The sequence below is a fragment of the Vibrio sp. 10N.286.45.E10 genome (assembly GCF_002874195.2).
In the GTDB taxonomy this organism is placed as follows: domain Bacteria; phylum Pseudomonadota; class Gammaproteobacteria; order Enterobacterales; family Vibrionaceae; genus Vibrio; species Vibrio crassostreae.
Genome location: NZ_MCWD02000003.1, coordinates 137,998 through 161,788 on the forward strand (window position 1 = coordinate 137,998; position 23,791 = coordinate 161,788).

Consider the following 23,791-nt stretch of genomic DNA (forward strand, 5'->3'; position numbering starts at 1 on the left):
AACTATGACAGGTGTAAATATATGAAATCATAGTTTCTTATAAACAATAACATAAAAACAATAGAGAGCACCGAACTAGATGTAACATAAAATTGGTTTTCAAACTTTCCAAAATACTTAGAAAATAGATTCAAAACAGATGGAATGAGTATTGCGTAAAATGGCAAAGAAAAAGATATAAACCTATATCCCATTCCAATGGTATTAAAGCAAATAGATAGTAAGAACAATATAACAACCGCATTTGCAAAGAAAATTTTTGACTTATCAAAACTTCTATATAATAAAACCGTTAGCAAAAACATTGTTGTATACTGTATAGGTGATGCAAATTTAAAACCCTCACTATGATCGATATAATATTGAATCTTCCCTGGCAAATAACCACTGAAATATTCACCTATTGGTGCAAAAAAATATATACCAAAAATACTTCCGGATAATAAAACAAAGATAAAAACAGTTCTAAGTTTAGTAAATGGAATCAACAATAGAACACTGGTCGATAAATGTGTTAATGGAACAATGATAAATGCAAGTAAATATTTCCAATTATAACGACTAAAGAACAATATTAGAATACAGAAGAAAGAGAGCGCCAAACCATGTCGAAGAACATTTGAAAAATATTCATAGAAACGATAATCTGATAATAAAAAAGCAAAAGAAAGGACTGGGTTGATCGATTTGCTTAGGACAAGATACAAAATAGGAAATAAAATAACAAAAGAAACAAAAAATTTAAATATAAAAAAACTATGGAAAGAAAACTTTTCCGATATGCTTGCGACAATACCATAACCATAGTCCAACCCACCTACAATGGATGAGCAGTCTTCTCCTTTTTTAACGAGACAACTAAAGTGCTCACTATAAACAGCGGTATCATTTCTGTCTTTATTTACGTCACTACGATTACTCGAAATTAAAGATAACACAATAGAAATAATTATAGTTATAGAAAAAATTAATATACTATTTTTTCTAAATTCAATTGCACTCGTATTAATCAAAACTTTCACTCATCCAATAAATATTATAATTACTCATTTATCTACAACCCAAAGAGATCTTTGCTGCCTGAAATAAATAAAACTTTTAGCTATTAAAGCAAGACCAAACGCAAGCCAAAGTAGCATAAATTCTTTAAAGTATAACTTCGCAAAAAAAACATGCATTATAGATAATACTAAACAGCAAGTGGAAACTAAATAGATAGATGCTCTAGGTAACTTTTTCCAAAAATGACATGATAACTCTGTACGAATAATCAAAAAGCACCAAAATGAGATAGCAGTTGCAGAAGCCGCTCCCTTTAAACCATAAACCGGAACGAGAATGTAATTAAGAGAAATATTAATTAATAACGCAAAAACAGAACCAATCATGATAAATTTAGTTTTTTTCGCTAAGTTAATTCCTACGACAGTAACTTCTGATAAGGTATAAAACAATGGGTAAGCAACACAGGCAACAAGTAGGAACTCAACACTAGCGTACTCAGTGGGAAGTATATAGGGTAGCAGCCACGATAAAAGGCCAGCTAGGGAGAAGATACCTCCGATGGCAAAAGTCATCCATCTTGTCACCGCATCCACATTTTCCAAACCTTTGCCTTTTGCAGCCCACTCGTACACCATTGGCGCCCATATTGTTGAAAAAACGCTCTGCAATACTAGTACCGCACCAGAAAAACTGATAGCTACAGAATATATACCTAATAAATCAAACCCCAAATAATGCTTAATAAAAACTCGATCTAATGAGGTCATACACCAGAAAGACAAACCGGATATAACCAAAGGTAAGGAAAACTTCAATAACTCGACTTGAAATGATTTATTGAACTTAGCCTTCATCGCTAATAGCCACTCTCTCCGTGTAACAATTACTGAAACAACTACAGCAAAGAGAACTCCTATTATTTGAGCAAATAATAACCAAATAAATGTTTTTTCGGAAAGGAAATAAGAATAATAGAGGAGAACCAACACTGTCATAAGTTTAATCGATATTTGAGTTATAGAAAACAACCATCCTTTGTTTTTCATTCTCAAAATCATACTTGAGCTTCTATAAATAAATAGAAGAATGGCGTAAGTAACAATAATAAGCATTGGAACTAAGCCTTCAACTCCAAACCATTCCTTAGACCAAGGGAGTAATAAAACAAACACTGACATAACTGCTGAAAGTAATATAAGTCCAGGTATAAAGGTTTGTATTAACAACCGAGGAGAATCGTCTTCATCATAATAAAAACGGATATACGCCTGATCTAATCCTAGAGATAAAACCAACAAGCAGAAACTTGAAAACATTACGACAAAATTCATTTTTCCGATTACTTCAGGTGGAAAAATCCATGCCGTAAGTGGGACAGACAGTAAACTCAAAGCAGCCAGACCAATTGGACCTATTGAGAATGACAATATTCGATTAAGTAATGGCTTCTCTTTTATCATTTTAATGTTCCATCCACGACACTAATTGACTAACCAATGTTTCTTTTGAGAAGGCACGACTAATAATTTCTCTATTATTTTTTAACGACAGTTCAGGTAGTCTTACTATCTCTTTATCATTAATATCTCCAAGTACAAGCCCCAAGCTTAAGAAATATTTTGCTGAAGAAATATTAAGGTTCATATATACAGTAACACCAAGACCTAATAACGTAATGATATTCCCCATGGCTTGTTGGCGATTATGTGCAAATATTGCAATATCAATACTGGACTGCCATTCTCGGTATTCTTTTAAGGACATAAACTCAAGCATAGGTACAAATGAATCACCATGAATTTTCTTTCCAACATCCGAAATATGTTTCGCGTGATTTTTATCTCCGTATGACAGCGGAACAAACAATTTATAGGTAGATGGAACCCCATGTTTTAAGCGATGTAAAATTTTTTCATGGTTGTTTTCTGGATCTGCTGAATTTCCCAACTGAATAGATAATGGAAGAGAGAACTCTTTTTTCGCCAATTGTAAACTATTGTCAAAACAGTTACTCTCGTACACTATGCAATATACATACTGACCTTTAGCTTTATATTTTTCTCGAACATGCACTAAGTCACCCTTAACACAAGTAACCAATCTACCAATACGGGGCGCAATGATTCTTTTACAAAACTCAGACGTATGATGCATTACCGATAATAAGGGAGAATTTTCGTCGGGTGTATCAGGATATATATCCCCACCCCACATGACCCATGAACATTTCTTTAATAGCCAAGGCTGCGCCACTAATAACAAAATTGTCCCCAAATCAAATAAACCATGTAAAACAATTTCATCCGCTTGGTTCATTTCATAACCAATTTTGAAATTTCTTAGTAGTTTACCTTGAAGATACTCTAAATCTCCGCCCGCTTCGATTGGATATTTATCTACATTAGACCCAAATGTAATAAAGTGATGTTTGTTTACCGTTAATTCATCACGAACAAGGCGTACGAAGGCAGGGATGAACTTATCCAAATAACATACATGAAGTATTTTTTTAGACACTAATACAAGTCCTATCAGAGAAAAAACAAGTAACTTCAGAAATAACCTTATCCACTTCTTCTTTGGTCATACCATAATAAATAGGCAAACGTAACAACCTTTCACTCTGACTGCTAGTATGTAAGTCATCTCCAATGAAACTCGAATACTTCAATCCTGCAGGAGAACTATGTAGAGGTATATAGTGAAATACTGCCATTACACCTCTAGTTTTTAAAAACGAGATCAACGAGGAACGGGTATTAAGATCCTTAACTTTGATATAGAACATATGTGCATTGTGATTAACTTCCATAGGGATACTAGGCAAATCAAGTGAACCCAGTTCACTCAACTTCATTAGTCCTGTATAATAGCTGCGCCAAGTAGTAAGTCTATTTTCATTGATCAAAGTGGCATTTTTCAACTGGCTCCATAGATATGCGGCTTGGATTTCACTTGGTAAATAACTACTACCTAAATCAACCCAAGAATATTTATCAACCATACCTCTGAAGAACAAACTTCTATTCGTGCCTTTTTCACGAATTATTTCTGCTCGTTCAGAAAACTTAGAATCATTTACAAGTAATAGTCCGCCTTCACCACCTGAAGTATAATTTTTTGTTTCATGAAAACTAAATGCGCCTATATGACCAATGGTTCCTAAATATTTACCTTTATAAGTTGTCATCATCGCTTGGGCAGCATCTTCAACAACATATAATTGGTTTTCATTAGCAATATCCATTATTGTATCCATCTCACATGCCACGCCAGCATAGTGCACCACTACTATAGCTTTAGTTTTTGGTGTGATAGCTGCTTCAATCAAAGATTCATCAATGTTCATAGTATCAGGTCTAATATCGACAAACACCACCTTTGCCCCCCTCAGCACAAAGGCGTTTGCCGTGCTAACGAAGGTGAAACTAGGCATGATCACTTCATCACCTGGTACAATATTTAGAAGAATGGCTGCCATTTCCAAGGCTTGTGTGCAATTGGGTGTCAATAAAGCTTTGTTACAGCCAAATACTTGCTCAAACCATTGATGACAAAGTTTCGTAAACTTCCCATCTCCTGACATTTGATCACTACGCATTGCTTCCAAAACATATTGGTCTTCATCACCTGTGTACGGCGGTTTGTTAAATTTAATCATTTTTATATACCTAATTCAGTCAATATAGAAGGCAATTCAAGAGAGGGGGTTTATGAAAGAATGTCCAAACCTTCCAACACTACTGGTAAGCTTACCAGTCGATTTTTGATTTTTATAGTTTGTACATTTTAAGTATTTTCAATTTCGATAAAAATCGAACCTTGACAATAAAATTATCACACAAAAATGTAATAACATTTAACTCACTCTAAATCATTCTATTCATGGAAATATCAATAACTTTAGTGTTGAAATACAACCCAGCGGTATCTTAAATATAATAATAAATTATATATTAAAATTTGACACTTAATTTATTATTAATGCTAGGTTATATCATACCGTGTATAAGTTATAAGAACTCAACACTTCGATTAAAAATTAAATATCAATGAACTTTCATTACTCATATTAAATTTTTTAAATATTGTCCATAGCTATTTTTCATCATCGGTCTTGCTAAGACTTCTAATTGCTCTTTAGTTAGCCAGCCATTATTAAAAGCAATCTCCTCTAAACAAGCAATTTTATACCCTTGACGCCTTTCTATTGTTTCAACAAACATTGCGGAATCCAATAGTGATTCATGCGTACCAGTATCTAACCAAGCAAATCCTCGTCCTAACAGCTCAACATTTAACTCGCCTTTTTCGAGATAGGCTTGATTAACACTTGTTATCTCAAGCTCTCCACGCTCCGATGGTTTTACTTTTTTTGCAATATTAACAACGTCGTTATCATAGAAATACAAGCCTGTTACAGCAAATTTTGACTTTGGTTTGACAGGTTTCTCTTCGATTGAAAGTGCCTTCATATTTTCATCAAAATCAACAACCCCAAACCGTTCAGGGTCTTGAACTTGATAACCAAAAACTGTCGCACCAGAACTTTTAGAAGCAGCGTTTAAAAGAAGTGGAGAGAAGCCATGTCCCCAAAAAAGGTTATCACCTAATACTAAACAAACAGAATCATCACCGATAAATTCTTCGCCAATAATAAATGCCTGAGCTAAACCATCAGGGCTCTCTTGAACCTCATAACTTAAATTGATTCCAAAATCACTACCATCACCCAGCAAGCGAATAAAACTATCTTTATCATCAGGAGTTGTAATAATCAGAATATCTTTAATACCAGCAAGCATTAACACCGACAGTGGATAGTAGATCATCGGTTTATCATAAACAGGTAATAACTGTTTCGATACGCCTTTAGTAATTGGATAGAGACGCGTTCCCGAGCCACCAGCTAATACAATACCTTTCATTACTTCATATCTCCTGTTACTACACCTAGACGCTCGCGTTGGTAACTACCATCTTGCACATTTAGACACCACTTGGAGTTGTCTAAATACCATTGTACTGTCTTACGAAGACCCGTTTCGAAAGTCTCCTCCGGTGTCCAACCTAATTCTCGTTGCATCTTAGATGAGTCGATAGCATAGCGGCGATCGTGACCTGGGCGATCTTGTACATACGTTATCTGCTCAGCATACTTAGTGTCTTTTGGAACTAACGTATCAAGGATGTCACAAATAGTGTTAACAACTTCAAGATTCTGCTTTTCGTTGTGACCACCAATATTGTAGGTCTCGCCTACTTTGCCTTCGGTCACGACTTTGTAGAGTGCTCTAGCATGGTCTTCTACGAACAACCAGTCACGAATTTGGTCACCTTTACCGTATATAGGAAGGTCTTTTCCTTCCAACGCATTAAGAATAACCAGTGGGATCAATTTTTCAGGGAAATGATACGGGCCGTAGTTATTTGAACAGTTAGTGACGATAGTTGGCAAGCCGTAAGTACGCAGCCATGCGCGAACTAAATGGTCACTTGATGCTTTTGAAGCAGAATAAGGACTAGATGGTTCATAAGATGTCGTCTCCAAGAACATTGGGAGCTCTGTACCTTCAGGAACTTCATCAGGGTGAGGAAGGTCGCCATAAACTTCATCTGTAGATATATGATGGAAGCGAAACTCTGCTTTTGCTTGATCTTCGAGTTTATTCCAGTACTCGCGTGTCGCTTCCAATAACGTATATGTTCCAACTACATTCGTTTCAATAAATGCAGCAGGACCAGTGATAGAGCGATCAACATGCGACTCAGCAGCTAAGTGCATTACCGCATCCGGTTTATGCTCAGCAAAAACACGGTCAAGCTCTGAGCGATTACAGATGTCTACTTGCTCGAATGCATAACGTTCATTTGAATCAACATCGACAAGTGACTCTAAGTTACCCGCATAAGTGAGCTTATCAACGTTTATAACGCTGCTCGATGTATTACTGATAATATGTCGGATAACTGCTGAGCCAATAAAGCCGGCACCACCAGTAACTAAAATTTTCATTATGCCCATACTCCCTTTGTATCCACAATAACGAGGTTCTCTGGTAGCTTTTGTAATTTCTTAAACTCTGAGTGATCAACTAACAAGACAGCTATGTCCGTTTTATTAATTGCTTCCTCTAATTCAACTAGTTTTGCATTATTAGAAAATGAAGATGAAAGCTTAGATATATTTGGTTCAATAAAGCTAACTACTGAAGGGTGCTCTGCTGCAATTTTTTGAGCTATCGATAATGATGGGCTCTCTCGCAAATCATCAATATCAGGTTTGAATGCAAGACCAAAACAGCTAATACGTACGTCTGAAGCTGTTTTAGTCGGATTTGCCTGTAGAAACTCTGCAACAGCTAGTTTTACTTTATTAATGACCCATTCAGGCTTTGCATCATTCACTTTTCGCGCTGTGTGTATAATTTGTGCTTCAACTGGTGTTTTTGAAACAATGAACCAGGGATCAACTGCGATACAATGACCACCTACGCCTGGCCCTGGTTGTAAGATATTGATTCGAGGATGACGATTTGCTAAAGATATTAATTCCCACACATCAATATCTAACTTATCGCAAATAACTGACAATTCATTCGCAAAAGCAATTTGCACATCACGACAACTATTTTCGGTTAGTTTGGCCATTTCTGCAGTACGTGCATTAGTAATAACACAATCGCCCACAACAAAGTTTTTATATAGCTCCACTGAACGCTCTGAACAACGTTTTGAAATACCACCAATTACTCGATCATTTTCAACTAGTTCACGAACAACATGACCAGGCAAAACACGCTCAGGACAATGCGCAATATTTACATCCGCTTGTTCACCAACGCGTTGTGGAAAACTTAGATCAGCACGAGCTTCGGCTAGCCAATCAGCCATCTGCTCAGTCGCACCAACAGGAGATGTTGATTCTAAAATAACTAAATCACCTTTTTTTAGAACAGGTGCAATGGCTTTGCTCGCTGCCTCAATATAACGAAGATCTGGCTCAGGTACTTCGCCTTTAGCACATTCTTTAAAAGGAGTAGGTACAGCAATTAAAAATGCATCTGCCGGCTCAGGTTTTATAACCGCTTTTAGGTAACCTTCAGTTACGGCTGCCTGCACTAGCATATCAAGATCAGGCTCAACAATGTGTATTTTACCTTGGTTAATAGTGTCCACTGCATGTTGGCTAACATCTACCCCAATCACTCTTAACTTTCTTGATGCAAACATTGCTGCTGTCGGTAGCCCGATGTAACCTAAGCCTACAACTGAAATTGTTTCAAAAGACATTATGCTTCCCTAAAGTTCTATTTTGCTAATTCGTTCAAAATTATTTTGCAAGCCTGCCCATCCCCGTATGGGTTGTGTGCAAAACTCATTGCTTGATATGCAGCTTTATCAGTCAATAAAATCTGTAAGTTCGCTGTAATCATATTTATATCCGTTCCAACTAACTTAACAGTACCCGCACCAACCGCCTCTGGTCGCTCGGTCGTATCGCGCATTACCAATACCGGTTTACCTAAAGAAGGCGCTTCTTCTTGAATACCACCCGAGTCGGTTAAAATGATGTGCGCGCGACTCATTAAATAAATAAATGGCAGATACTGTTGAGGTTCAATCAGATGAATATTATCGATACCAGCTAATATACGATTGACTGGTTCACGGACATTAGGATTTAAATGCATCGGATACAGGATTTGTGTGTCCGGGTGCGCTTTAGCAGTGATAGCAAGCGATTCACAAATGCGCTCAAAACCGCCACCAAAACTTTCACGGCGATGGCCGGTAACCAAAATTAACTTTTTGTTTTCATCTAAGAATGGAAATTGAGCAGAAAGCTTGGCGTTCAAATTTCTATCAGAATCAATTCTGTCCTTTACCATCAGCAAAGCGTCAATTACGGTATTACCCGTTACTGAAATATCTTCTTGATTAAAGTTCTCTTTTAAAAGGTTCTCTTTGGATGTTTGAGTTGGTGTAAAATGATATTTGGTTAAGGCGCCCGTTAATCGGCGATTACCTTCTTCTGGCCACGGTGAGTAAATGTTACCGGTACGAAGGCCAGCTTCCACATGACCTACTGCGATTTGCTCGTAGTAAGCCGCTAGGCTAGCAGCAAACGTCGTTGCGGTATCACCATGCACTAAAACCACATCAGGTTTAAAATCTTCTAGCACTGGTTTAAGCTCTAACAAAATACGCGCGGTGACTTCGTTGAGCGTTTGACCGACTTTCATTAAGTTCAAATCATAGTCTGGCGTGATTTCAAACAACTCTAAAACTTGGTCAAGCATTTCACGGTGTTGAGCGGTAACACAGCACTTTGCTTCAAAGCGATCATCTGTCGCTAGAGCATGAACAAGAGGTGCCATTTTGATGGCTTCTGGACGTGTGCCAAAAACCGTAAGGATTTTTTTCTGGGTCATCTTATGAAGTTTCCAACCGGCAGGTGAAATTAAATGATTGATTTTTATAGCTTCTAGCCTCGGTCAATTTTAAGACACTGAGACACTTTTTATTCATTTTAAGACAGTCGACTTTCGCCTATCTCTTATAAAGCCTAAATTTTGCTTATTTTAAAAAACCGCCCCAATAGGCCGTAAACGCCTCTTGTTCAACCTTTAGGTTTGCCATTCATTTGAATTTGGGTACGCTACCGCCCTTAGGTTTGGCTCCTAAAGGCAAGATGGTGCTGCTTTTATGCAGTTCCATACGGTTCTAATTAGTATTCTAACGTCAATTTTAGCAACATACGCGTGTATTAACCAGCGTATTCCTTTGTCTAACTTGCCAGCCTGTGACTACTTACTCACCCAACGAAAACATTGTTCGTTTTGCAAGTACTTAGAGCCTATAAAGCACCAGCCTTCTTGTGTCGTATCGCAATAGCGTTTTCTATAAAAATATCCGTCTTCTTAAAAAGCGGCTTTGCTTTATACTGCTCGAGAAGGGAATAGTGGGATCGAACTTTAGTATTGAATACAAATAACTTTAATTTCAATATGACTTTTTATGATAGTCACGATTAAGGAGGCGACCAATGGCAATGGATGCTTTCGACTTTGAAAATATATCGTAGTAAGAAGTGCTTGGATCATGACTTGCCACCTAGACACTTGAAGTCACTGATTTCGTTATCAGAAAATTCTGACTATGTAGCTTTGGCATCGGTAGGGGGAAGAAGCGATCTAAGTAATGACGTGGTCGATTTAAACTTCCTTATCATCATAACTTATTGTAAGCAATAGCATTACCGATAAAGTGACACGAGCATGAATTGGGACTAAGGCTAGCGCATTTTAACCGCAGACTCTAAAAGCACTGAGCGGTATTCATCATTCAGTGCTGCATTCTTTTTCTTTCGAGCCATACTCATCTTTTGGGTTGTATCAAACTTAAACAAGTTGAGGGCTATTTTCCTTAACGCATTAAAAGCCAACGCGCCATTTCCTTTTCTAACTCGGCATTCATCTTCTCTGAAGGTCATGTCTAACATCCAGTGCATACTCTCTACTTGCCAATGACCACGGACAGCTTTAAGTGCTTGTTCTGCATCTAATTCCAGTGAACTGATATACCAACGAGTCTCTTTGCTAACCTTGCCTGTTATGGAGTGCTCGACCTCAGAAGTGATTTTAATAATGCTTCTAAGTCCCTCCCACTGATATTGTTTAGTCAGCCATTCTTTATCAACCACAAGGTGCTCACAGTGTCGCGTCTCGATTCGACCATGTCCTGCGTCTACATCCGTGTGTTGAGCATCGTTCTTCTCGGTGAATTGCTCTCGACACGCCTTATGCCACCAAGCTTCTAGCTCTGCCTGCATCGTTGAGTGATTCCCTTTTAGGGCCAAGACATAGTCCGCTTTGCTTTGAACTATTTGTTTGGCAATCTTGCGCTGACAACCCATCGCATCGAGTGTGATGATGCAGTTCTCTATATCAAGTAAGGTTAACAATTTAGGAATAGCGGTTATTTCATTGCTTTTATCGTCAACGGCGGCCTGACCTAAAACAAGTTGGTTGGAGCAACTCCACGCACTCACCGAATGAAGCGGATTTTTTCTTCCGCGAGTATCGAAAGAGTGGCGTGCTGTTTTGCCATCTACGGCAATGATATCAGTGCCTGTCGTTTGAACTAGCGTCTTCATCCACGACTGAAACGCTTGCTCAATCTCATCTGCTCTGAGTTTGGTGATAACTTTTGTAATTGTATCGTGACGAGGGATGCCATTGAGGAATGGACGGTATTTACGAAGCCAATCTAAACGATTATGGCCGAAATCTTCGATGTCCTCCCAGCCCTCCGCGCCAGAAATCACCGCACTAATAGCAAGTAAAAGAATATCTAAGAGTTGGTGTTTTTTACATCGTTCAATGCGAGGGTCAGCGATGTTTTCGAAATGCTCTAGAAACGAATCAGACATGGAAAAGGCTCTAAATGGATAATAGTTACCAGATCTGATCCCTTAAATTAGGAAAAGTTCAAATTTATAATGATCTTGCCTTAGAATTGGGACGTCATATCATTTTTGTTTTCTATTCTTTCAGTTCTCTAGAGTGATATAGTATCCTACACATATCAAGTTTTTAATCGGTGGTTAATATGAAAAATATTATTTTAGAAAAATTCAATGAGGCTCTTGAGCAAACAGATGTAGAGCAACGTTACGAAGATATTCGTGATGACCAGATTTTACTGGAAAGTGGATTAGACTCTCTAGGATTTGCAATCCTAGTTGCTCTACTTGATGAAGAGTTAGATTTAGACCCATTCCAACAAATGGAAGATGCTGTATATCCAACAACCTTTGGTGAATTTGTAGAGATTTATGAAAAGTACTCTGTATAAGCAAAATTGTTTGATTGATCTTGTAAAACGAGTTCCTCTCGATAGGGTTTTTCTTTCGACACCTACATCATCTTATACCTATAGCGATGTCGTTGAACTAAGCGATAACCTCAGATCAAACTACTCTCAACTAGCTAATAAAAACTGTGCCATTATTTCTGATGATCGAGAATCTTTGGCGCTACTTTTACCTGCGATAGACTCTATTTGCGGTAGTGTATTCCTGTTACCTAAAGACGCAGAGGGACACGAAGAGATATTCTACCAGTCGGCTGACATCCATTACGTCATAAATTTATCTGCAGGGAAAGTGTCCGATGTAAAAGTAGTATCAGATCAACAGCCAACCCAAAATGAGCAAGTAAAAACCTATATTCTCGCTACATCTGGAACAACGGGTACGCCAAAACTGGCCAGTTATTCGTTAGCTACTTTGCTCGCAACTGCAAAGAATGATATCAAGCGAGGAGAGGAGTTTACTTGGGGCTTAACCTACGATGTGAATCGATTTGCGGGTTTGCAGGTTTATCTTCAGACACTGGCTGCTGGTTCGGCGCTTGCCGTACCACCAAGCACAGCAAATATGAATGAGATCATTACTCTATTTGTACGCTCTTCAGTGAACTGTCTATCTGCGACACCATCTTTTTGGCGCAAAATGTTGATGGAGCCTGAACACAGAAAACTTCCATTAAAACGTATTACTCTGGGAGGTGAAATCAGTAACCAGAGTGTACTTTCAGCATTGGAGCAATGCTACCCTTCTGCGATGATCATCCACATTTACGCCTCTACTGAAGCAGGCGTAGGTTTTGTTGTTAAGGACAAAAAAGAAGGCTTCCCCTCGTCATATTTGCACGATGATTCAACTCTAGCGTGCCAATTAAAAATTATTGATGGCAACTTATGGATCAAAAGTAATAACGGCTGCTCTAAGTTTGTAAGAGGCAATTTAGATATTAATGATGAAGGGTTCATTAATACGGGGGATATGGTCTGCCTCGAAAATAAGCGGGTGCTTTTCCAAGGGCGTGAAAGTGGATCAATTAACGTCGGTGGCAACAAGGTTATGCCTGAAAAAGTAGAGTCTGTACTTGAACAACACTCGCACGTAGTAATGGCAAAGGTTTTTTCAAAAGCTAACCCAGTGCTTGGAGCTCTCGTAGCTTGTGAGGTTATTATTGGTGATAGTGCAAAAGAGCTACCACCTAAAGATGTTAAGCGAGAAGTCTTATCATTCTGTAAAAAAAGTCTTCAATCATTTGAAATACCAGCCTTGTTTAAAATTGTTGAGACAATCACAACCAATGCGACTGGTAAAAAGGTAAGAAGTTAATGAAAAATGTCATCATTACAGGCTGTGCAAAAGGGCTTGGTTTAGAAACATCGAAAATGCTTGCAGAAGCTGGATACAAAGTAATTGGTATTAGTCGTACGCCAACCAATGAATATCAACAATTGCAAGCAAGTTATCCTGAAGCTGTATTCTTTTATCAGTTTGATTTTGCAGAGGTTAAAAAAATCTCAGAATTAGTCAAACTGGTTACTCAAGAGCATGGACGCATTTTTGGACTAATCAATAATGCCGCTTTAGGACATGATGGCGTATTGGCAACAATGCATGAATCTGATATTTCATCACTCTTAAAAGTCAATGTTGAAGCACCGATCTTATTAACAAAATATGTATCTCGCTCTATGTTACTTAACCGTGGTGGGCGTATTGTCAATGTTGGCTCAATTATTGGTTCTACGGGGTTTAACGGTTTAAGTGTTTATGGTGCAACCAAGTCAGCGCTTAGTGGTTTTACCAAATCATTAGCAAGAGAGTTGGGTAAATCCCAAATAACAGTGAATACGCTTGCTCCTGGTTACATGGAAACAAACATGACTGATGGTCTTGTTGGAGATAAGCTAGAAAAAATCAAAAGACGTAGTTGTTTAGGTCGTCTTGCCAATGTTAGAGATGCAGCAAGCATGGCTTTATTTTTGTTATCTGAAGATGCTGCGGGTATTACGGGTGCAACATTTACCGTTGATGCAGGTAGTACTGCCTAAGGAGGGTATATGATTAAAGGTCGTTATACACCATGGGATGAAAGAGCGTTAATGGTTAGTACCTTCGAAATCCAAGATATTGACTATAGTAGTGAAAGAGAATGCTTGCATAGCTTAAGTAATAATGATTTTTGTAACGCAGAACTGATTTATGGTCGATTCCCTGCAAAGAACCTGAAAATTAAAGAGCTAATGCTAAAATCAGGATATTTTGTTTCAGAGACTAGCTTCATTGTTACATTAAATAATTTAAAGTCTTTTAATTTGCCTAGTATTTATTCAAGAAGAAAGATTGATGTGTCTATATTAAATACATCTGAATACCATGAGGTTGCTGAAATTTCTAAGGATATGTTTAATCACTCTAGGTTTCATGAAGACCCATTTATACCTAAAAATCATGCTAATGACAGGATGTCATTGTGGGTTAAAGACTTAGCAAATCAAAACGTAACGTGTTTGGTTAATAAGTCAACTCCTGGTGCAATTATATCATTTATGATATTTAAAGTTGTAGGTTCTAATGCTGTTGAATTGATTTTAGGCGGAAGTAAAAAAGGGCATGAACTTCATTCTCCTTTCTTTTGGGGCTCTGTTATTAATTATCTTAAAGAAAGTAATTACTCAAAGGTTTCAACAACAATATCTGCAGCTAATAGTGGTGTTTTATCTTTGTATCAGAGCTTAGGGTTTAAGATAACAGAAGTTAACATTGACTATCATAAGCACGTTAAACCTGTAACATAAAATTTGTTGTCCGAAATAGTGGGAGGTTACACTTTTGCAATCTCCCTGTATTACCTTTTAATTTATGTGGACGCTGACAGTTCCCCTAATAATCACTCTAGCCCTGCGTTGTGTGAACCTTTGATATCCGAACATTAGCCACGGATATTGGGGGTCGTTAATTTGATACCTCCGATGATTTGACACCTCTCTATCTAGACGAGGTAAAGGACATAACAGAAAAGAGGTTCGTGACGTTTATGTTTTCCCAGCAGCTTTCCGCGAAATACTCAGATAAAAGTGGTCTGTAGTTATTGTTCATACTCTATGGCCTGTTTGGCTAATAGTCGTTTTAGCTTTTCATTTTCAACGGCCAGTTATTTTTCCTATCGCTGATATTCCTATTCCTATTCCTATTCCTTTGCCAACTTTACGCCCCCCATAGATTTGAGGTTACTATAAATAGCTATCGTCCCCCCGTGACACCGACTTTCTCGGCTAGCTTAAAGAGCTTCGGCTTTAAATTCAGGAGTATATTTACCTCTCGAGACAAGGAGAGTTTACACCACTACATGCTTCCTCTGTATTCTCTTATCCTTTCTCGCTATACTCCTGACCTATAGTTTTTCGCCCAATAACGAATAAGAGTTCAAGATATGCAAGAGTTAGTGCCATTTGTTCAAGAGAATATGATTTTAGCCATCGTATGGATCGGCTTGGTTGTTGCCATCATTGCGAACGTTATCAAGACATCAAACGCAGCCTACAAAGAGATTACGGCAGCGCAAACCACACACATGATTAACCGTGAAAATGGTGTTGTGGTTGATATTCGTACTAAGGATGAGTTCAAAAAGGGCCATATTACGGACGCAGTTCACATTTTGCCGTCAGATATCAAAGCAAATAGCTTTGGTAGCCTTGAAAGCCACAAAGCAGACCCAATCATCGTAGTATGCAAGACAGGTCAAACTGCTCAAGAAAGCGCTAACCTACTGGTTAAAGCAGGTTTCGAAAACGTAAGCGTACTGAAAAGCGGCTTAGTGGCTTGGAGCGAAGCTAACCTTCCTTTGGTTAAAGGCAAGAAGTAGTTAAAGGCAAGAAGCGGCTGACCGATAAACTAACTTTCAGGCTCTGTTCGATAAATACAATGAACAGAGTCTAATTTAAAATTTTTAAGGACAAGAAAATGGCTGAAGCAGCACAACAAGACGCACAACAAAACTTCGCAATCCAACGCATCTTCCTGAAAGACGTCTCTTTCGAAGCGCCAAACTCTCCAGACATGTTTCAGAAAGAGTGGAATCCAGATGTAAAACTGGACCTAGACACTCAAAGCCGTGAACTTGGCGAAGGCGTTTACGAAGTAATCCTACGTTTAACGGTTACAGTTAAGAACGCAGAAGACACTGCATTCCTTTGTGAAGTTCAACAAGGCGGTATCTTCTCTGCAAGCGAAATGGAAGCTGGTCAACTGGCTCATTGCCTAGGCGCATTCTGCCCGAACATCCTGTTCCCATACGCTCGTGAAACAATTTCTAGCCTAGTGGTTAAAGGTACGTTCCCACAACTGAACCTAGCTCCAGTAAACTTTGATGCTTTGTTCATGAACTACCTACAAAACCAAGCTCAACAAGCTGAAGGCGAACAGGCTTAAGTCTCAAAGTAGAACTTAACTCTAACGATTCAAGCGCTAGTTAGCTTTTAAATGCACATCGCAACTTCTGCGATGTGCATTTTTTCTTTACACTGTACTAAGATTGAAAGCTCTTCTTACTTTAGTAGAAAGCTTTTCCAGAACTCTTCGATTTCCCTCATTATTTTTAGGTGGAAGCATGACAGAAACAACTCACCCGACTAACACGGCAGACGCTTACGGTAAAGAGATCACTATGACTGTAATTGGCGCAGGCTCTTACGGAACCTCTTTAGCGATATCTCTAGCGCGTAACGGTGCAAACGTTGTTCTTTGGGGTCATGACCCTGTTCATATGAATCGCCTTGAATCAGAGCGTGCGAACAATGAGTTTCTACCAAATATAGAATTCCCAGAAAGTCTTATCATCGAGTCAGATCTTGAGAAAGCAGTAACAGCAAGTCGCGACCTTCTCGTTGTCGTTCCTAGCCACGTATTCGGCGTCGTGCTTAACAGCATTAAACCTTACTTAGCCTCAGACTCTCGCATCTGTTGGGCGACCAAAGGCTTAGAGCCTGAAACCGGTCGTTTACTTAAAGATGTCGCGCATGATGTGCTTGGTGATGGCTACTCACTAGCTGTTCTATCAGGACCCACCTTTGCCAAAGAGTTAGCGATGGGCATGCCAACAGCAATTTCAGTGGCTTCACCAGACGAAAACTTCCTAGAAGAGCTGCAAGAAAAGATTCACTGTGGCAAAACATTCCGCGTATACGCAAACTCAGATTTCATCGGCATGCAGCTTGGCGGCGCGGTTAAAAACGTTATCGCAATTGGCGCTGGCATGTCGGATGGTATTGGCTTTGGTGCGAATGCACGTACCGCGCTTATCACTCGCGGCTTAGCTGAGATGAGCCGATTAGGTGCAGCTCTTGGCGCGCAACCAGAAACCTTCATGGGCATGGCTGGATTAGGTGACCTAGTACTAACCTGTACCGATAACCAATCGCGAAATCGCCGTTTTGGCTTGGCATTAGGCTCAGGTAAAGACGTCGACACTGCACAAGAAGAAATTGGCCAAGTAGTAGAAGGTTATCGCAACACCAAAGAAGTTTGGTTACTATCAGAACGCATGGGTGTTGAGATGCCAATTGTTGAACAAATTTATCAAGTGTTGTATCAAGGGAAAGATGCACACTTAGCGGCGCAAGACCTACTTGCTCGAGATAAGAAGTCAGAAAGATAGAAAAGCGGTAGAGAGATTCGAGTAAACGAGATGCGAAAAGAGTAAAAGCGGATACGAGATTCGAGATTCGAGATGCGAAAAGAGTAAAAGCAGAAACGAGATTCGGGTAATCGAGATGCGAAAAGATGAAGAGCGCCTTCAAACGTTCGATGACAATGCTTTTCATTACTAGTATCTCACGACTCTAATCTGTTCTTTACATCTCGCTCTTCGTATCTCGAATCTCGGTTACTCGCATCTGCTCTTATAGCTCTTCGTATCTCTCATCTCGCTACACGTATCTGGTTTAAAGGAATGGATGGTAAAATGAAACACTGTGAACAACAAAAAGTTTGGCAATGCATTGTGAAGGAAGCTCGACAGCAGTCGGAGCAAGAACCTATGCTTGCGAGTTTTTATCATGCCACGATCATCAACCATGAAAGTTTAGGCGCTGCGCTCAGTTACATCCTAGCAAACAAGCTAAAAACAGCTTCAATGCCAGCAATGGCAGTGCGTGAAGTGGTTGAACAAGCATTCAAACAGGACCAATCGATTATTGATGCTGCCGCTTGTGATATTTGCGCGACGGTAAATCGAGATCCTGCGGTCGAGATGTACTCGATGCCTCTGCTTTACCTGAAAGGCTACCACGCTCTGCAAGGCTACCGAGTGGCTAACTGGTTGTGGAAGCAAGGCCGTATCGCACTTGCCACTTACCTACAAAACCAAATCTCTGTTGCTTGCCAAGTGGATATTCACCCTGCAGCTCGTATCGGTAAAGCTATCATGCTCGACCACGCGACAGGCATTGTGATTGGTGAAACAGCCGTCGTTGAAAATGATGTATCTATCCTTCAAGACGTAACCCTTGGTGGTACGGGTAAAGAAGGTGGCGATCGTCACCCTAAAATCCGCGAAGGCGTAATGATTGGTGCCGGCGCTAAAATCCTCGGTAATATTGAAGTGGGCGAAGGTGCTAAGATTGGCTCTTGCTCTGTGGTTCTACAAGCCGTGCCACCTCATACGACAGTCGCTGGGGTTCCTGCAAAAATTGTCGGTAAACCGAAAACAGACAAACCCTCTTTAGATATGGATCAAGGGTTCAACGGTCGCTCGCAAAATTTCATCCATGGTGATGGGATTTAAGAGCAGATGCGGGAATCGCGTAACCGTGATACGAAAAGACTAAGAGCAGATACGGGATGCGAGTAACCGAGATGCGAATAGCTTAAGAGCAGATGCGGGATGCGAGTAACCGAGATGCGAAGAGCTTAAAAGCAGATGCGGGATTCGAGTAACCGAGATACGAAAAGACTAAAAGCAGGTTCGGGGTTCGAGTAACCTAATACGAAAAGACTAAGAGCAGGTTCGGGATACGAGTAACCGAAATGCAAAAAGACTAACAGCAGCTGTTGATAATGAATAAGAGCAAAATGACGATAATGATGAAACAAATTCGAGCTATTAGCCGGACTCTTTTGATATCAGCCAGCCTTTGTGTTGCTCTTTTATCTACATCGTTATTTGCCGCCTCTCAAGGGGAGTTGAAAGGCGTATCGAGTGAAATATCTCGCCAACAGAAAAACCTGTCTTCTCAACAGAAAAAACTCGATAACCTACAAGCAAGCCTCAAGAAACAAGAGCTATCCATCGCTTCGCTTGAAAAAGCGATTCTAGACAGTAAAAAGCAACTCAATACGGCCAATGCAAATATTGCCAACTTAGACATCAAGATTAAATCGCTTACTGCTCAGAAAAAAGTCCATACCGATAAGTTAGAACAACTGATTCAGACTTACTACATGACAAGCCGAGCTAAAGCTTCTTCTCACATCCTCAACACAGGTGTGGAAGAAGATCGCATCAGCCACTATTACCAACACCTTGCCAAAGCTCGCTCCGCAACAATCAAAACGATTGAACAAACTCAACTTGAGCTAGAAGAAAGCCATAAACAGCGCCAACTCGAGCAAGAACAGATAGCAACATTGTTAAAACAGCAAACCACCAAGCGTGACAAGTTGTCTCAGACTCAAACGCAACGTAAGAAAACCGTTGGTAGTATCAAGAAGAATATTTCTGGCGACAAAAATTACTTAGCTGAACTTCAGCGCAATGAAACTCGCCTGAAAGCCGAAATTGCGAAAGCAGAAAAAGCAGCTCGAGAACGACGTAATGCAGTCCCGATGGATGGCCTAGCAAAACGCAAAGGTAAGCTACCTTGGCCGATCAAAGATAAGGTGCTACATAACTATGGTTCACGCCAAACGGGCCAAATTAACTGGAAAGGCATGGTGATCAACGCCAAGTACGGTCAGCAAGTAAAATCCGTTTACTCAGGCACGGTGGTCTTTGCCGAGTATCTGCGAGGTTATGGTTTAGTGGTACTGCTTGACCATGGTAAAGGCGATATGACGCTCTATGGCTTTAACCAAGCACTTTTAAAGAAAGAAGGTGACAAGGTTAAAGCGGGTGAAGCCATCGCACTTGCTGGTGACACTGGCGGCCAAACTCGCCCATCACTGTACTTTGAAATTCGCAGAAACAGCCAAGCTCAGAATCCGAAGAGTTGGTTAGTTAGGTAAGAGCAGATGAGGGATGCGCAGATCTCAAAAACAGATACGGGATTCGAGTAAACGAGATTCGAAGAGCTTAAAAGCAGATGCGGGATGCGAGTAACCGAGATGCGAAGAGCTTAAAAGCAGACGCGGGATGCGAGTAACCGAGATGCGAAGAGCTTAAAAGCAGACGCGGGATGCGAGTAACCGAGATGCGAAGAGCTTAAAGCAGAATCGGGGGCGAATGTTCCAGAGACAGAAAGGTTAAGAGTAGGTTCGAGGAAAAGGTGCTAATTAATCTTGAGCAACCCAAAAGAGTTAAGAGGCCTTGAACTAGTCACTTACAAAACCTCGTCATTCCAGAATTGAGGAACGAAATATCTGGAATCTCAGTCTCATATATTATTTGTCATGTTTAATTCACCACACCACAAAGATTCCCTATCGCGCTCGTACCTCGCTGTAGGGAGTGACGTCGCTATTTACAATGCGTGATGAAGACATCGATACGAATAACGCTAACCAAGAGCTTTAGAAAGCGAGTGCAGTAATCGTATTAATGAGTAACCACCGCTCTTCGTATCTCGAATCTCGGTTACTCGCATCTGCTTTTAAACTTTTCGTTTACTCGTATCCCGTTACTCGAATCTGCTCTTTCCCGATCTTCATTACTCGCATCTTTCTACTTTGAGTTCAACGCCCTTACACCATCTTCCAACAGTGTCAGCTGCTCAAAACCTTGGGCAGTCGCAATGGGCTTCACAGTCGCGATCATCTGCAGCATTCCTTGATGAACAACTTGCTCAGTAATTTGAGCTTTAGGAGACATCGCAGACTGATAAGCTAACCAACCCGATGCGATCAAGTGAAGAGAAGTGACCATCGATTTCATTTCCGAATCCGTTGCTTTAAGCAAGTTCAACTCAACAAAGGCTCTCATAATATCGACAAGGTTGGTTTGCAACTTTTCTTGTACGGCCATGTAATCAAGGTGGAGTTTTTCATCACGTGACAATATTTCAGGCAGATTCGCATAGAAGAATCGGTACTTCCACATCAGTGTGAAAATAGAATCTAAGTAGCGCTTTAGTAGCGTGAGACTTTCTTGTTGTCCTTGGATTGGTGTAAACCGTTCGAGCAACTCTGTTGAATAGAGAGTAAAGATATCACGGACAATTTCTTGTTTGTTGCGGAAGTGGTAGTAGAGATTGCCAGGGCTAATCTCAATATGTTCAGCAATATGATTGGTCGTAATACTACGCTCGCCGTGCTCATTAAAAAGCTCTAGAGCAGCGTAAACAATCTTGTCACGTGTTTTCATTAGTTATTAGTATCCCTATCCGTTTAGAGGTTCAGTATATCGCCACTAAACGGATAGATCGAGCTGTTAACATCTGGTCTAATTAGCATTAGCTAAACTAGAACCAGATTAATCACTGCCAAAGAGGTCTCGCGTGTAAACCTTATCTGCAACGTCAGCGATCTCTTCTACCATTCTGTTAGATACAATCACATCTGATACGGCTTTGAACTCTTCTAGGTCAGAATAAACCTTCGAGTTAAAGAAATGCTCTTCCTCTAACACAGGTTCGAATACGACCACTTCAATACCTTTAGCTTTCAAACGCTTCATGATGCCTTGAATCGAAGAAGCACGGAAGTTGTCCGAACCAGCCTTCATGATCAAACGATAAATACCGACAATTTTAGGTGAGCGTTTGATAATTGAGTCCGCGATAAAATCTTTGCGAGTGCGGTTAGCATCGACAATGGCACCCACAATATTGTTAGGTACATCTTGATAGTTCGCTAACAGCTGTTTGGTATCTTTAGGTAAGCAGTAACCACCGTAACCAAATGAAGGGTTGTTGTAGTGATTACCAATTCGAGGGTCTAAGCCAACACCTTCGATGATTTGACGAGAATTCAAACCATGCGCTTCCGCGTAAGAATCAAGTTCATTGAAATAAGACACACGCATCGCTAGATAAGTATTTGAGAATAGCTTTACTGCTTCCGCTTCCGTCGAGTTAGTAAACAAAACATCGATGTTCTCTTTTTCTGCGCCTTCAACAAGAAGGTTAGCAAACACCTTAGCTCGGTCAGAGCACTCACCCACGATAATTCGTGATGGGTGTAGGTTATCGTACAGAGCCTTACCTTCACGTAAAAACTCTGGTGAGAACATAACGTTTTCGCAGTTTAGCTCTTGCTTAACGCGCTCAGTATAACCAACAGGTACCGTTGATTTGATCACCATGACGGCATTTGGATTGATATCCATGACGTCTTTAATGACCGATTCTACAGAGCTGGTATCAAAATAATTGTTTTTTGGATCATAATCGGTTGGAGTCGCAATGATGACAAACTCAGCATCTTTGTAAGCCGTTTTATCTGTTGTCGCCCTGAAATTCAGCGACTTATTTGATAGAAAATGCTCAATCTCATTGTCTACAATCGGCGACTGCTTATTGTTTAGCATTGCCACTTTTTCATCGATGATATCTACCGCGACTACTTCATGATGTTGTGCTAACAGCATTGCGTTTGATAGACCTACATACCCAGTACCGGCTACTGCAATCTTCATGATAATACCTATAGTTTTGAGTAATTAACTCAACATAATTTATAACTTAGCTTGCCGTATCATACTCTGGTTGGGGAATTATTCCACTAGCCCGCTTTATCCATTCCTTGCTATACTCGTGACAGTTTTTTATTCAAAAGAGTTAGAAATTATGATTATCGTAACTGGTGGTGCTGGCATGATTGGCAGCAATATTGTTAAGGCGCTAAATGAAGCGGGCCACAACGATATTCTGGTCGTCGACAACTTAAAAGATGGTAAGAAATTTAAGAACCTTGTAGACCTAGACATCACTGATTACATGGATCGTGATGATTTTCTAACTCAAGTTATGGCTGGTGATGATTTCGGTCATATTGAAGCTATTTTCCATGAAGGTGCATGCTCTGCTACCACTGAGTGGGACGGCAAATACATGATGCTTAACAACTATGAGTACTCAAAAGAGCTACTTCATTACTGTGTTGAGCGTGAAATCCCTTTCTTGTATGCTTCTTCAGCTGCGACTTACGGTGAAACCGATACTTTCATTGAAGAGCGAGAGTACGAAGGATCATTGAATGTCTACGGCTATTCAAAACAACAATTTGATAACTACGTTCGCCGATTAACCGCGGATGCTGCAGCGCATAACGAAACGCTTCCACAAATCGTTGGCTTCCGTTACTTCAATGTTTATGGTCCACGCGAGCAACACAAAGGCAGTATGGCATCGGTAGCATTTCACCTAAACAACCAAATGAACGCCGGTGAAAACCCCAAGTTGTTCGCCGGTAGTGAAACCTTCAAGCGTGATTTTGTATATGTTGGTGATGTAGCAGCAGTAAACCTATGGTTTCTAGAAAACGGTGTTTCAGGTATTTTCAACCTAGGTACAGGTAACGCAGAGTCTTTTGAAGAAGTCGCAAAAGCAGTCATCAAGCACCATGGTAAAGGCGAAATTGAAACGATTCCTTTCCCTGAGCATTTGAAAGGCGCTTATCAAGAGTTTACTCAAGCTGACTTAACCAAGCTTCGCAATACAGGTTGCGATATCGAGTTTAAAACAGTGGCAGATGGCGTCGCTGAGTACATGAAGCTCGTAAACGCATAGCTGTAAGCTTTATATTTCAGATTAAGACTATTAG

At 40.0% G+C, this 23,791-nt stretch carries 21 protein-coding genes; 10 read left to right on the top strand and 11 right to left on the bottom strand.

The features are described from left to right. Positions 1 to 2: 2 nt before the first annotated feature. From BCU34_RS21885 to BCU34_RS21925, 9 genes are all read right to left on the bottom strand, one after another. Positions 3 to 1,022 carry an EpsG family protein gene (locus BCU34_RS21885; RefSeq protein ID WP_102530096.1) on the bottom strand — a complete coding sequence of 340 codons (1,020 nt, stop codon included), beginning with the start codon at positions 1,020 to 1,022 and terminating at the stop codon, positions 3 to 5. 24 nt (positions 1,023 to 1,046) lie between these two features. Next, positions 1,047 to 2,465, bottom strand: a complete 1,419-nt coding sequence (locus tag BCU34_RS21890) for an oligosaccharide flippase family protein (RefSeq protein ID WP_102530097.1) — start codon at positions 2,463 to 2,465, stop codon at positions 1,047 to 1,049. 1 nt (position 2,466) lies between these two features. Then, on the bottom strand, positions 2,467 to 3,522 hold the full coding sequence (locus tag BCU34_RS21895; protein ID WP_102431705.1) for a TDP-N-acetylfucosamine:lipid II N-acetylfucosaminyltransferase: 1,056 nt from the start codon (positions 3,520 to 3,522) through the stop codon (positions 2,467 to 2,469). Further along, positions 3,515 to 4,666 (bottom strand): dTDP-4-amino-4,6-dideoxygalactose transaminase, encoded by a 1,152-nt coding sequence (gene rffA / locus BCU34_RS21900; RefSeq protein ID WP_102431704.1) that lies wholly within the window; start codon positions 4,664 to 4,666, stop codon positions 3,515 to 3,517. The genes BCU34_RS21895 and rffA overlap by 8 nt, the downstream gene beginning before the upstream one ends. A 406-nt stretch (positions 4,667 to 5,072) precedes the next feature. Further along, entirely contained in the window at positions 5,073 to 5,933 is an 861-nt protein-coding gene (gene rfbA, locus BCU34_RS21905; protein WP_102431269.1) for a glucose-1-phosphate thymidylyltransferase RfbA, read from the bottom strand. Continuing rightward, positions 5,933 to 7,021: a dTDP-glucose 4,6-dehydratase gene (gene rfbB, locus BCU34_RS21910; protein ID WP_102431270.1), complete on the bottom strand. Its 1,089-nt coding sequence runs from the start codon at positions 7,019 to 7,021 to the stop codon at positions 5,933 to 5,935. Before rfbB ends, rfbA begins: the two co-directional genes overlap by 1 nt. After that, positions 7,021 to 8,298 carry a UDP-N-acetyl-D-mannosamine dehydrogenase gene (gene wecC / locus BCU34_RS21915; protein WP_102431271.1) on the bottom strand — a complete coding sequence of 426 codons (1,278 nt, stop codon included), beginning with the start codon at positions 8,296 to 8,298 and terminating at the stop codon, positions 7,021 to 7,023. Before wecC ends, rfbB begins: the two co-directional genes overlap by 1 nt. Before the next feature lie 17 nt (positions 8,299 to 8,315). Then, complete coding sequence (gene wecB, locus BCU34_RS21920) at positions 8,316 to 9,440, bottom strand: non-hydrolyzing UDP-N-acetylglucosamine 2-epimerase (RefSeq protein ID WP_102431272.1); 1,125 nt, start codon at positions 9,438 to 9,440, stop codon at positions 8,316 to 8,318. A gap of 863 nt (positions 9,441 to 10,303) precedes the next feature. Beyond that, positions 10,304 to 11,440, bottom strand: a complete 1,137-nt coding sequence (locus tag BCU34_RS21925; RefSeq protein ID WP_108145208.1) for an ISAs1 family transposase — start codon at positions 11,438 to 11,440, stop codon at positions 10,304 to 10,306. A 179-nt stretch (positions 11,441 to 11,619) separates the two neighbouring features. On the opposite strand from BCU34_RS21925, the gene BCU34_RS21930 reads away from it, so the two are divergent. The 9 genes from BCU34_RS21930 to BCU34_RS21970 all read left to right on the top strand — a co-directional run bounded on the left by BCU34_RS21930 (position 11,620) and on the right by BCU34_RS21970 (position 20,098). Then, entirely contained in the window at positions 11,620 to 11,865 is a 246-nt protein-coding gene (locus BCU34_RS21930) for a hypothetical protein (RefSeq protein WP_102431273.1), read from the top strand. Next, positions 11,846 to 13,201, top strand: coding sequence for an AMP-binding protein (locus BCU34_RS21935; protein ID WP_102431274.1), 1,356 nt, complete (start codon positions 11,846 to 11,848; stop codon positions 13,199 to 13,201). Before BCU34_RS21930 ends, BCU34_RS21935 begins: the two co-directional genes overlap by 20 nt. Next, the gene (locus tag BCU34_RS21940; protein WP_102431275.1) at positions 13,201 to 13,923 is read left to right on the top strand and encodes an SDR family NAD(P)-dependent oxidoreductase; all 723 of its coding nucleotides are present in this window, start codon (positions 13,201 to 13,203) and stop codon (positions 13,921 to 13,923) included. Before BCU34_RS21935 ends, BCU34_RS21940 begins: the two co-directional genes overlap by 1 nt. Before the next feature lie 9 nt (positions 13,924 to 13,932). Then, positions 13,933 to 14,670 (top strand): hypothetical protein, encoded by a 738-nt coding sequence (locus BCU34_RS21945; protein WP_102479468.1) that lies wholly within the window; start codon positions 13,933 to 13,935, stop codon positions 14,668 to 14,670. A 635-nt stretch (positions 14,671 to 15,305) separates the two neighbouring features. Further along, positions 15,306 to 15,740 (top strand): rhodanese-like domain-containing protein, encoded by a 435-nt coding sequence (locus tag BCU34_RS21950; RefSeq protein ID WP_016786319.1) that lies wholly within the window; start codon positions 15,306 to 15,308, stop codon positions 15,738 to 15,740. A 98-nt stretch (positions 15,741 to 15,838) separates the two neighbouring features. Next, positions 15,839 to 16,306: a protein-export chaperone SecB gene (gene secB / locus BCU34_RS21955; RefSeq protein WP_009847959.1), complete on the top strand. Its 468-nt coding sequence runs from the start codon at positions 15,839 to 15,841 to the stop codon at positions 16,304 to 16,306. 178 nt (positions 16,307 to 16,484) lie between these two features. After that, complete coding sequence (gene gpsA, locus BCU34_RS21960; RefSeq protein WP_102431277.1) at positions 16,485 to 17,531, top strand: NAD(P)H-dependent glycerol-3-phosphate dehydrogenase; 1,047 nt, start codon at positions 16,485 to 16,487, stop codon at positions 17,529 to 17,531. A 306-nt stretch (positions 17,532 to 17,837) separates the two neighbouring features. Continuing rightward, entirely contained in the window at positions 17,838 to 18,659 is an 822-nt protein-coding gene (cysE, locus tag BCU34_RS21965) for a serine O-acetyltransferase (RefSeq protein ID WP_009847961.1), read from the top strand. Between the two features lie 287 nt (positions 18,660 to 18,946). Continuing rightward, positions 18,947 to 20,098 (top strand): murein hydrolase activator EnvC family protein, encoded by a 1,152-nt coding sequence (locus BCU34_RS21970; RefSeq protein WP_102479470.1) that lies wholly within the window; start codon positions 18,947 to 18,949, stop codon positions 20,096 to 20,098. A gap of 655 nt (positions 20,099 to 20,753) precedes the next feature. Here the strand turns inward: BCU34_RS21970 and BCU34_RS21975 are convergent. Both BCU34_RS21975 and BCU34_RS21980 read right to left on the bottom strand, forming a co-directional pair. Then, entirely contained in the window at positions 20,754 to 21,392 is a 639-nt protein-coding gene (locus BCU34_RS21975; RefSeq protein ID WP_055320036.1) for a TetR/AcrR family transcriptional regulator, read from the bottom strand. A 108-nt stretch (positions 21,393 to 21,500) separates the two neighbouring features. Further along, positions 21,501 to 22,664: a nucleotide sugar dehydrogenase gene (locus BCU34_RS21980; RefSeq protein WP_102479581.1), complete on the bottom strand. Its 1,164-nt coding sequence runs from the start codon at positions 22,662 to 22,664 to the stop codon at positions 21,501 to 21,503. 151 nt (positions 22,665 to 22,815) lie between these two features. Between BCU34_RS21980 and rfaD the strand changes: the two genes are divergently transcribed. Further along, on the top strand, positions 22,816 to 23,757 hold the full coding sequence (gene rfaD / locus BCU34_RS21985; protein ID WP_102479582.1) for an ADP-glyceromanno-heptose 6-epimerase: 942 nt from the start codon (positions 22,816 to 22,818) through the stop codon (positions 23,755 to 23,757). Positions 23,758 to 23,791: the final 34 nt, after the last annotated feature.

Coding starts and splice junctions, on each gene's coding strand:
- BCU34_RS21890 (WP_102530097.1), bottom strand. CDS start 2,465: ATGATAAAAGAGAAGCCATTACTTAATCGAATATTGTCATTCTCAATA.
- rffA (WP_102431704.1), bottom strand. CDS start 4,666: ATGATTAAATTTAACAAACCGCCGTACACAGGTGATGAAGACCAATAT.
- rfbA (WP_102431269.1), bottom strand. CDS start 5,933: ATGAAAGGTATTGTATTAGCTGGTGGCTCGGGAACGCGTCTCTATCCA.
- rfbB (WP_102431270.1), bottom strand. CDS start 7,021: ATGAAAATTTTAGTTACTGGTGGTGCCGGCTTTATTGGCTCAGCAGTT.
- wecC (WP_102431271.1), bottom strand. CDS start 8,298: ATGTCTTTTGAAACAATTTCAGTTGTAGGCTTAGGTTACATCGGGCTA.
- wecB (WP_102431272.1), bottom strand. CDS start 9,440: ATGACCCAGAAAAAAATCCTTACGGTTTTTGGCACACGTCCAGAAGCC.
- BCU34_RS21925 (WP_108145208.1), bottom strand. CDS start 11,440: ATGTCTGATTCGTTTCTAGAGCATTTCGAAAACATCGCTGACCCTCGC.
- BCU34_RS21930 (WP_102431273.1), top strand. CDS start 11,620: ATGAAAAATATTATTTTAGAAAAATTCAATGAGGCTCTTGAGCAAACA.
- BCU34_RS21935 (WP_102431274.1), top strand. CDS start 11,846: ATGAAAAGTACTCTGTATAAGCAAAATTGTTTGATTGATCTTGTAAAA.
- BCU34_RS21940 (WP_102431275.1), top strand. CDS start 13,201: ATGAAAAATGTCATCATTACAGGCTGTGCAAAAGGGCTTGGTTTAGAA.
- BCU34_RS21945 (WP_102479468.1), top strand. CDS start 13,933: ATGATTAAAGGTCGTTATACACCATGGGATGAAAGAGCGTTAATGGTT.
- BCU34_RS21950 (WP_016786319.1), top strand. CDS start 15,306: ATGCAAGAGTTAGTGCCATTTGTTCAAGAGAATATGATTTTAGCCATC.
- secB (WP_009847959.1), top strand. CDS start 15,839: ATGGCTGAAGCAGCACAACAAGACGCACAACAAAACTTCGCAATCCAA.
- gpsA (WP_102431277.1), top strand. CDS start 16,485: ATGACAGAAACAACTCACCCGACTAACACGGCAGACGCTTACGGTAAA.
- cysE (WP_009847961.1), top strand. CDS start 17,838: ATGAAACACTGTGAACAACAAAAAGTTTGGCAATGCATTGTGAAGGAA.
- BCU34_RS21970 (WP_102479470.1), top strand. CDS start 18,947: ATGACGATAATGATGAAACAAATTCGAGCTATTAGCCGGACTCTTTTG.
- BCU34_RS21975 (WP_055320036.1), bottom strand. CDS start 21,392: ATGAAAACACGTGACAAGATTGTTTACGCTGCTCTAGAGCTTTTTAAT.
- BCU34_RS21980 (WP_102479581.1), bottom strand. CDS start 22,664: ATGAAGATTGCAGTAGCCGGTACTGGGTATGTAGGTCTATCAAACGCA.
- rfaD (WP_102479582.1), top strand. CDS start 22,816: ATGATTATCGTAACTGGTGGTGCTGGCATGATTGGCAGCAATATTGTT.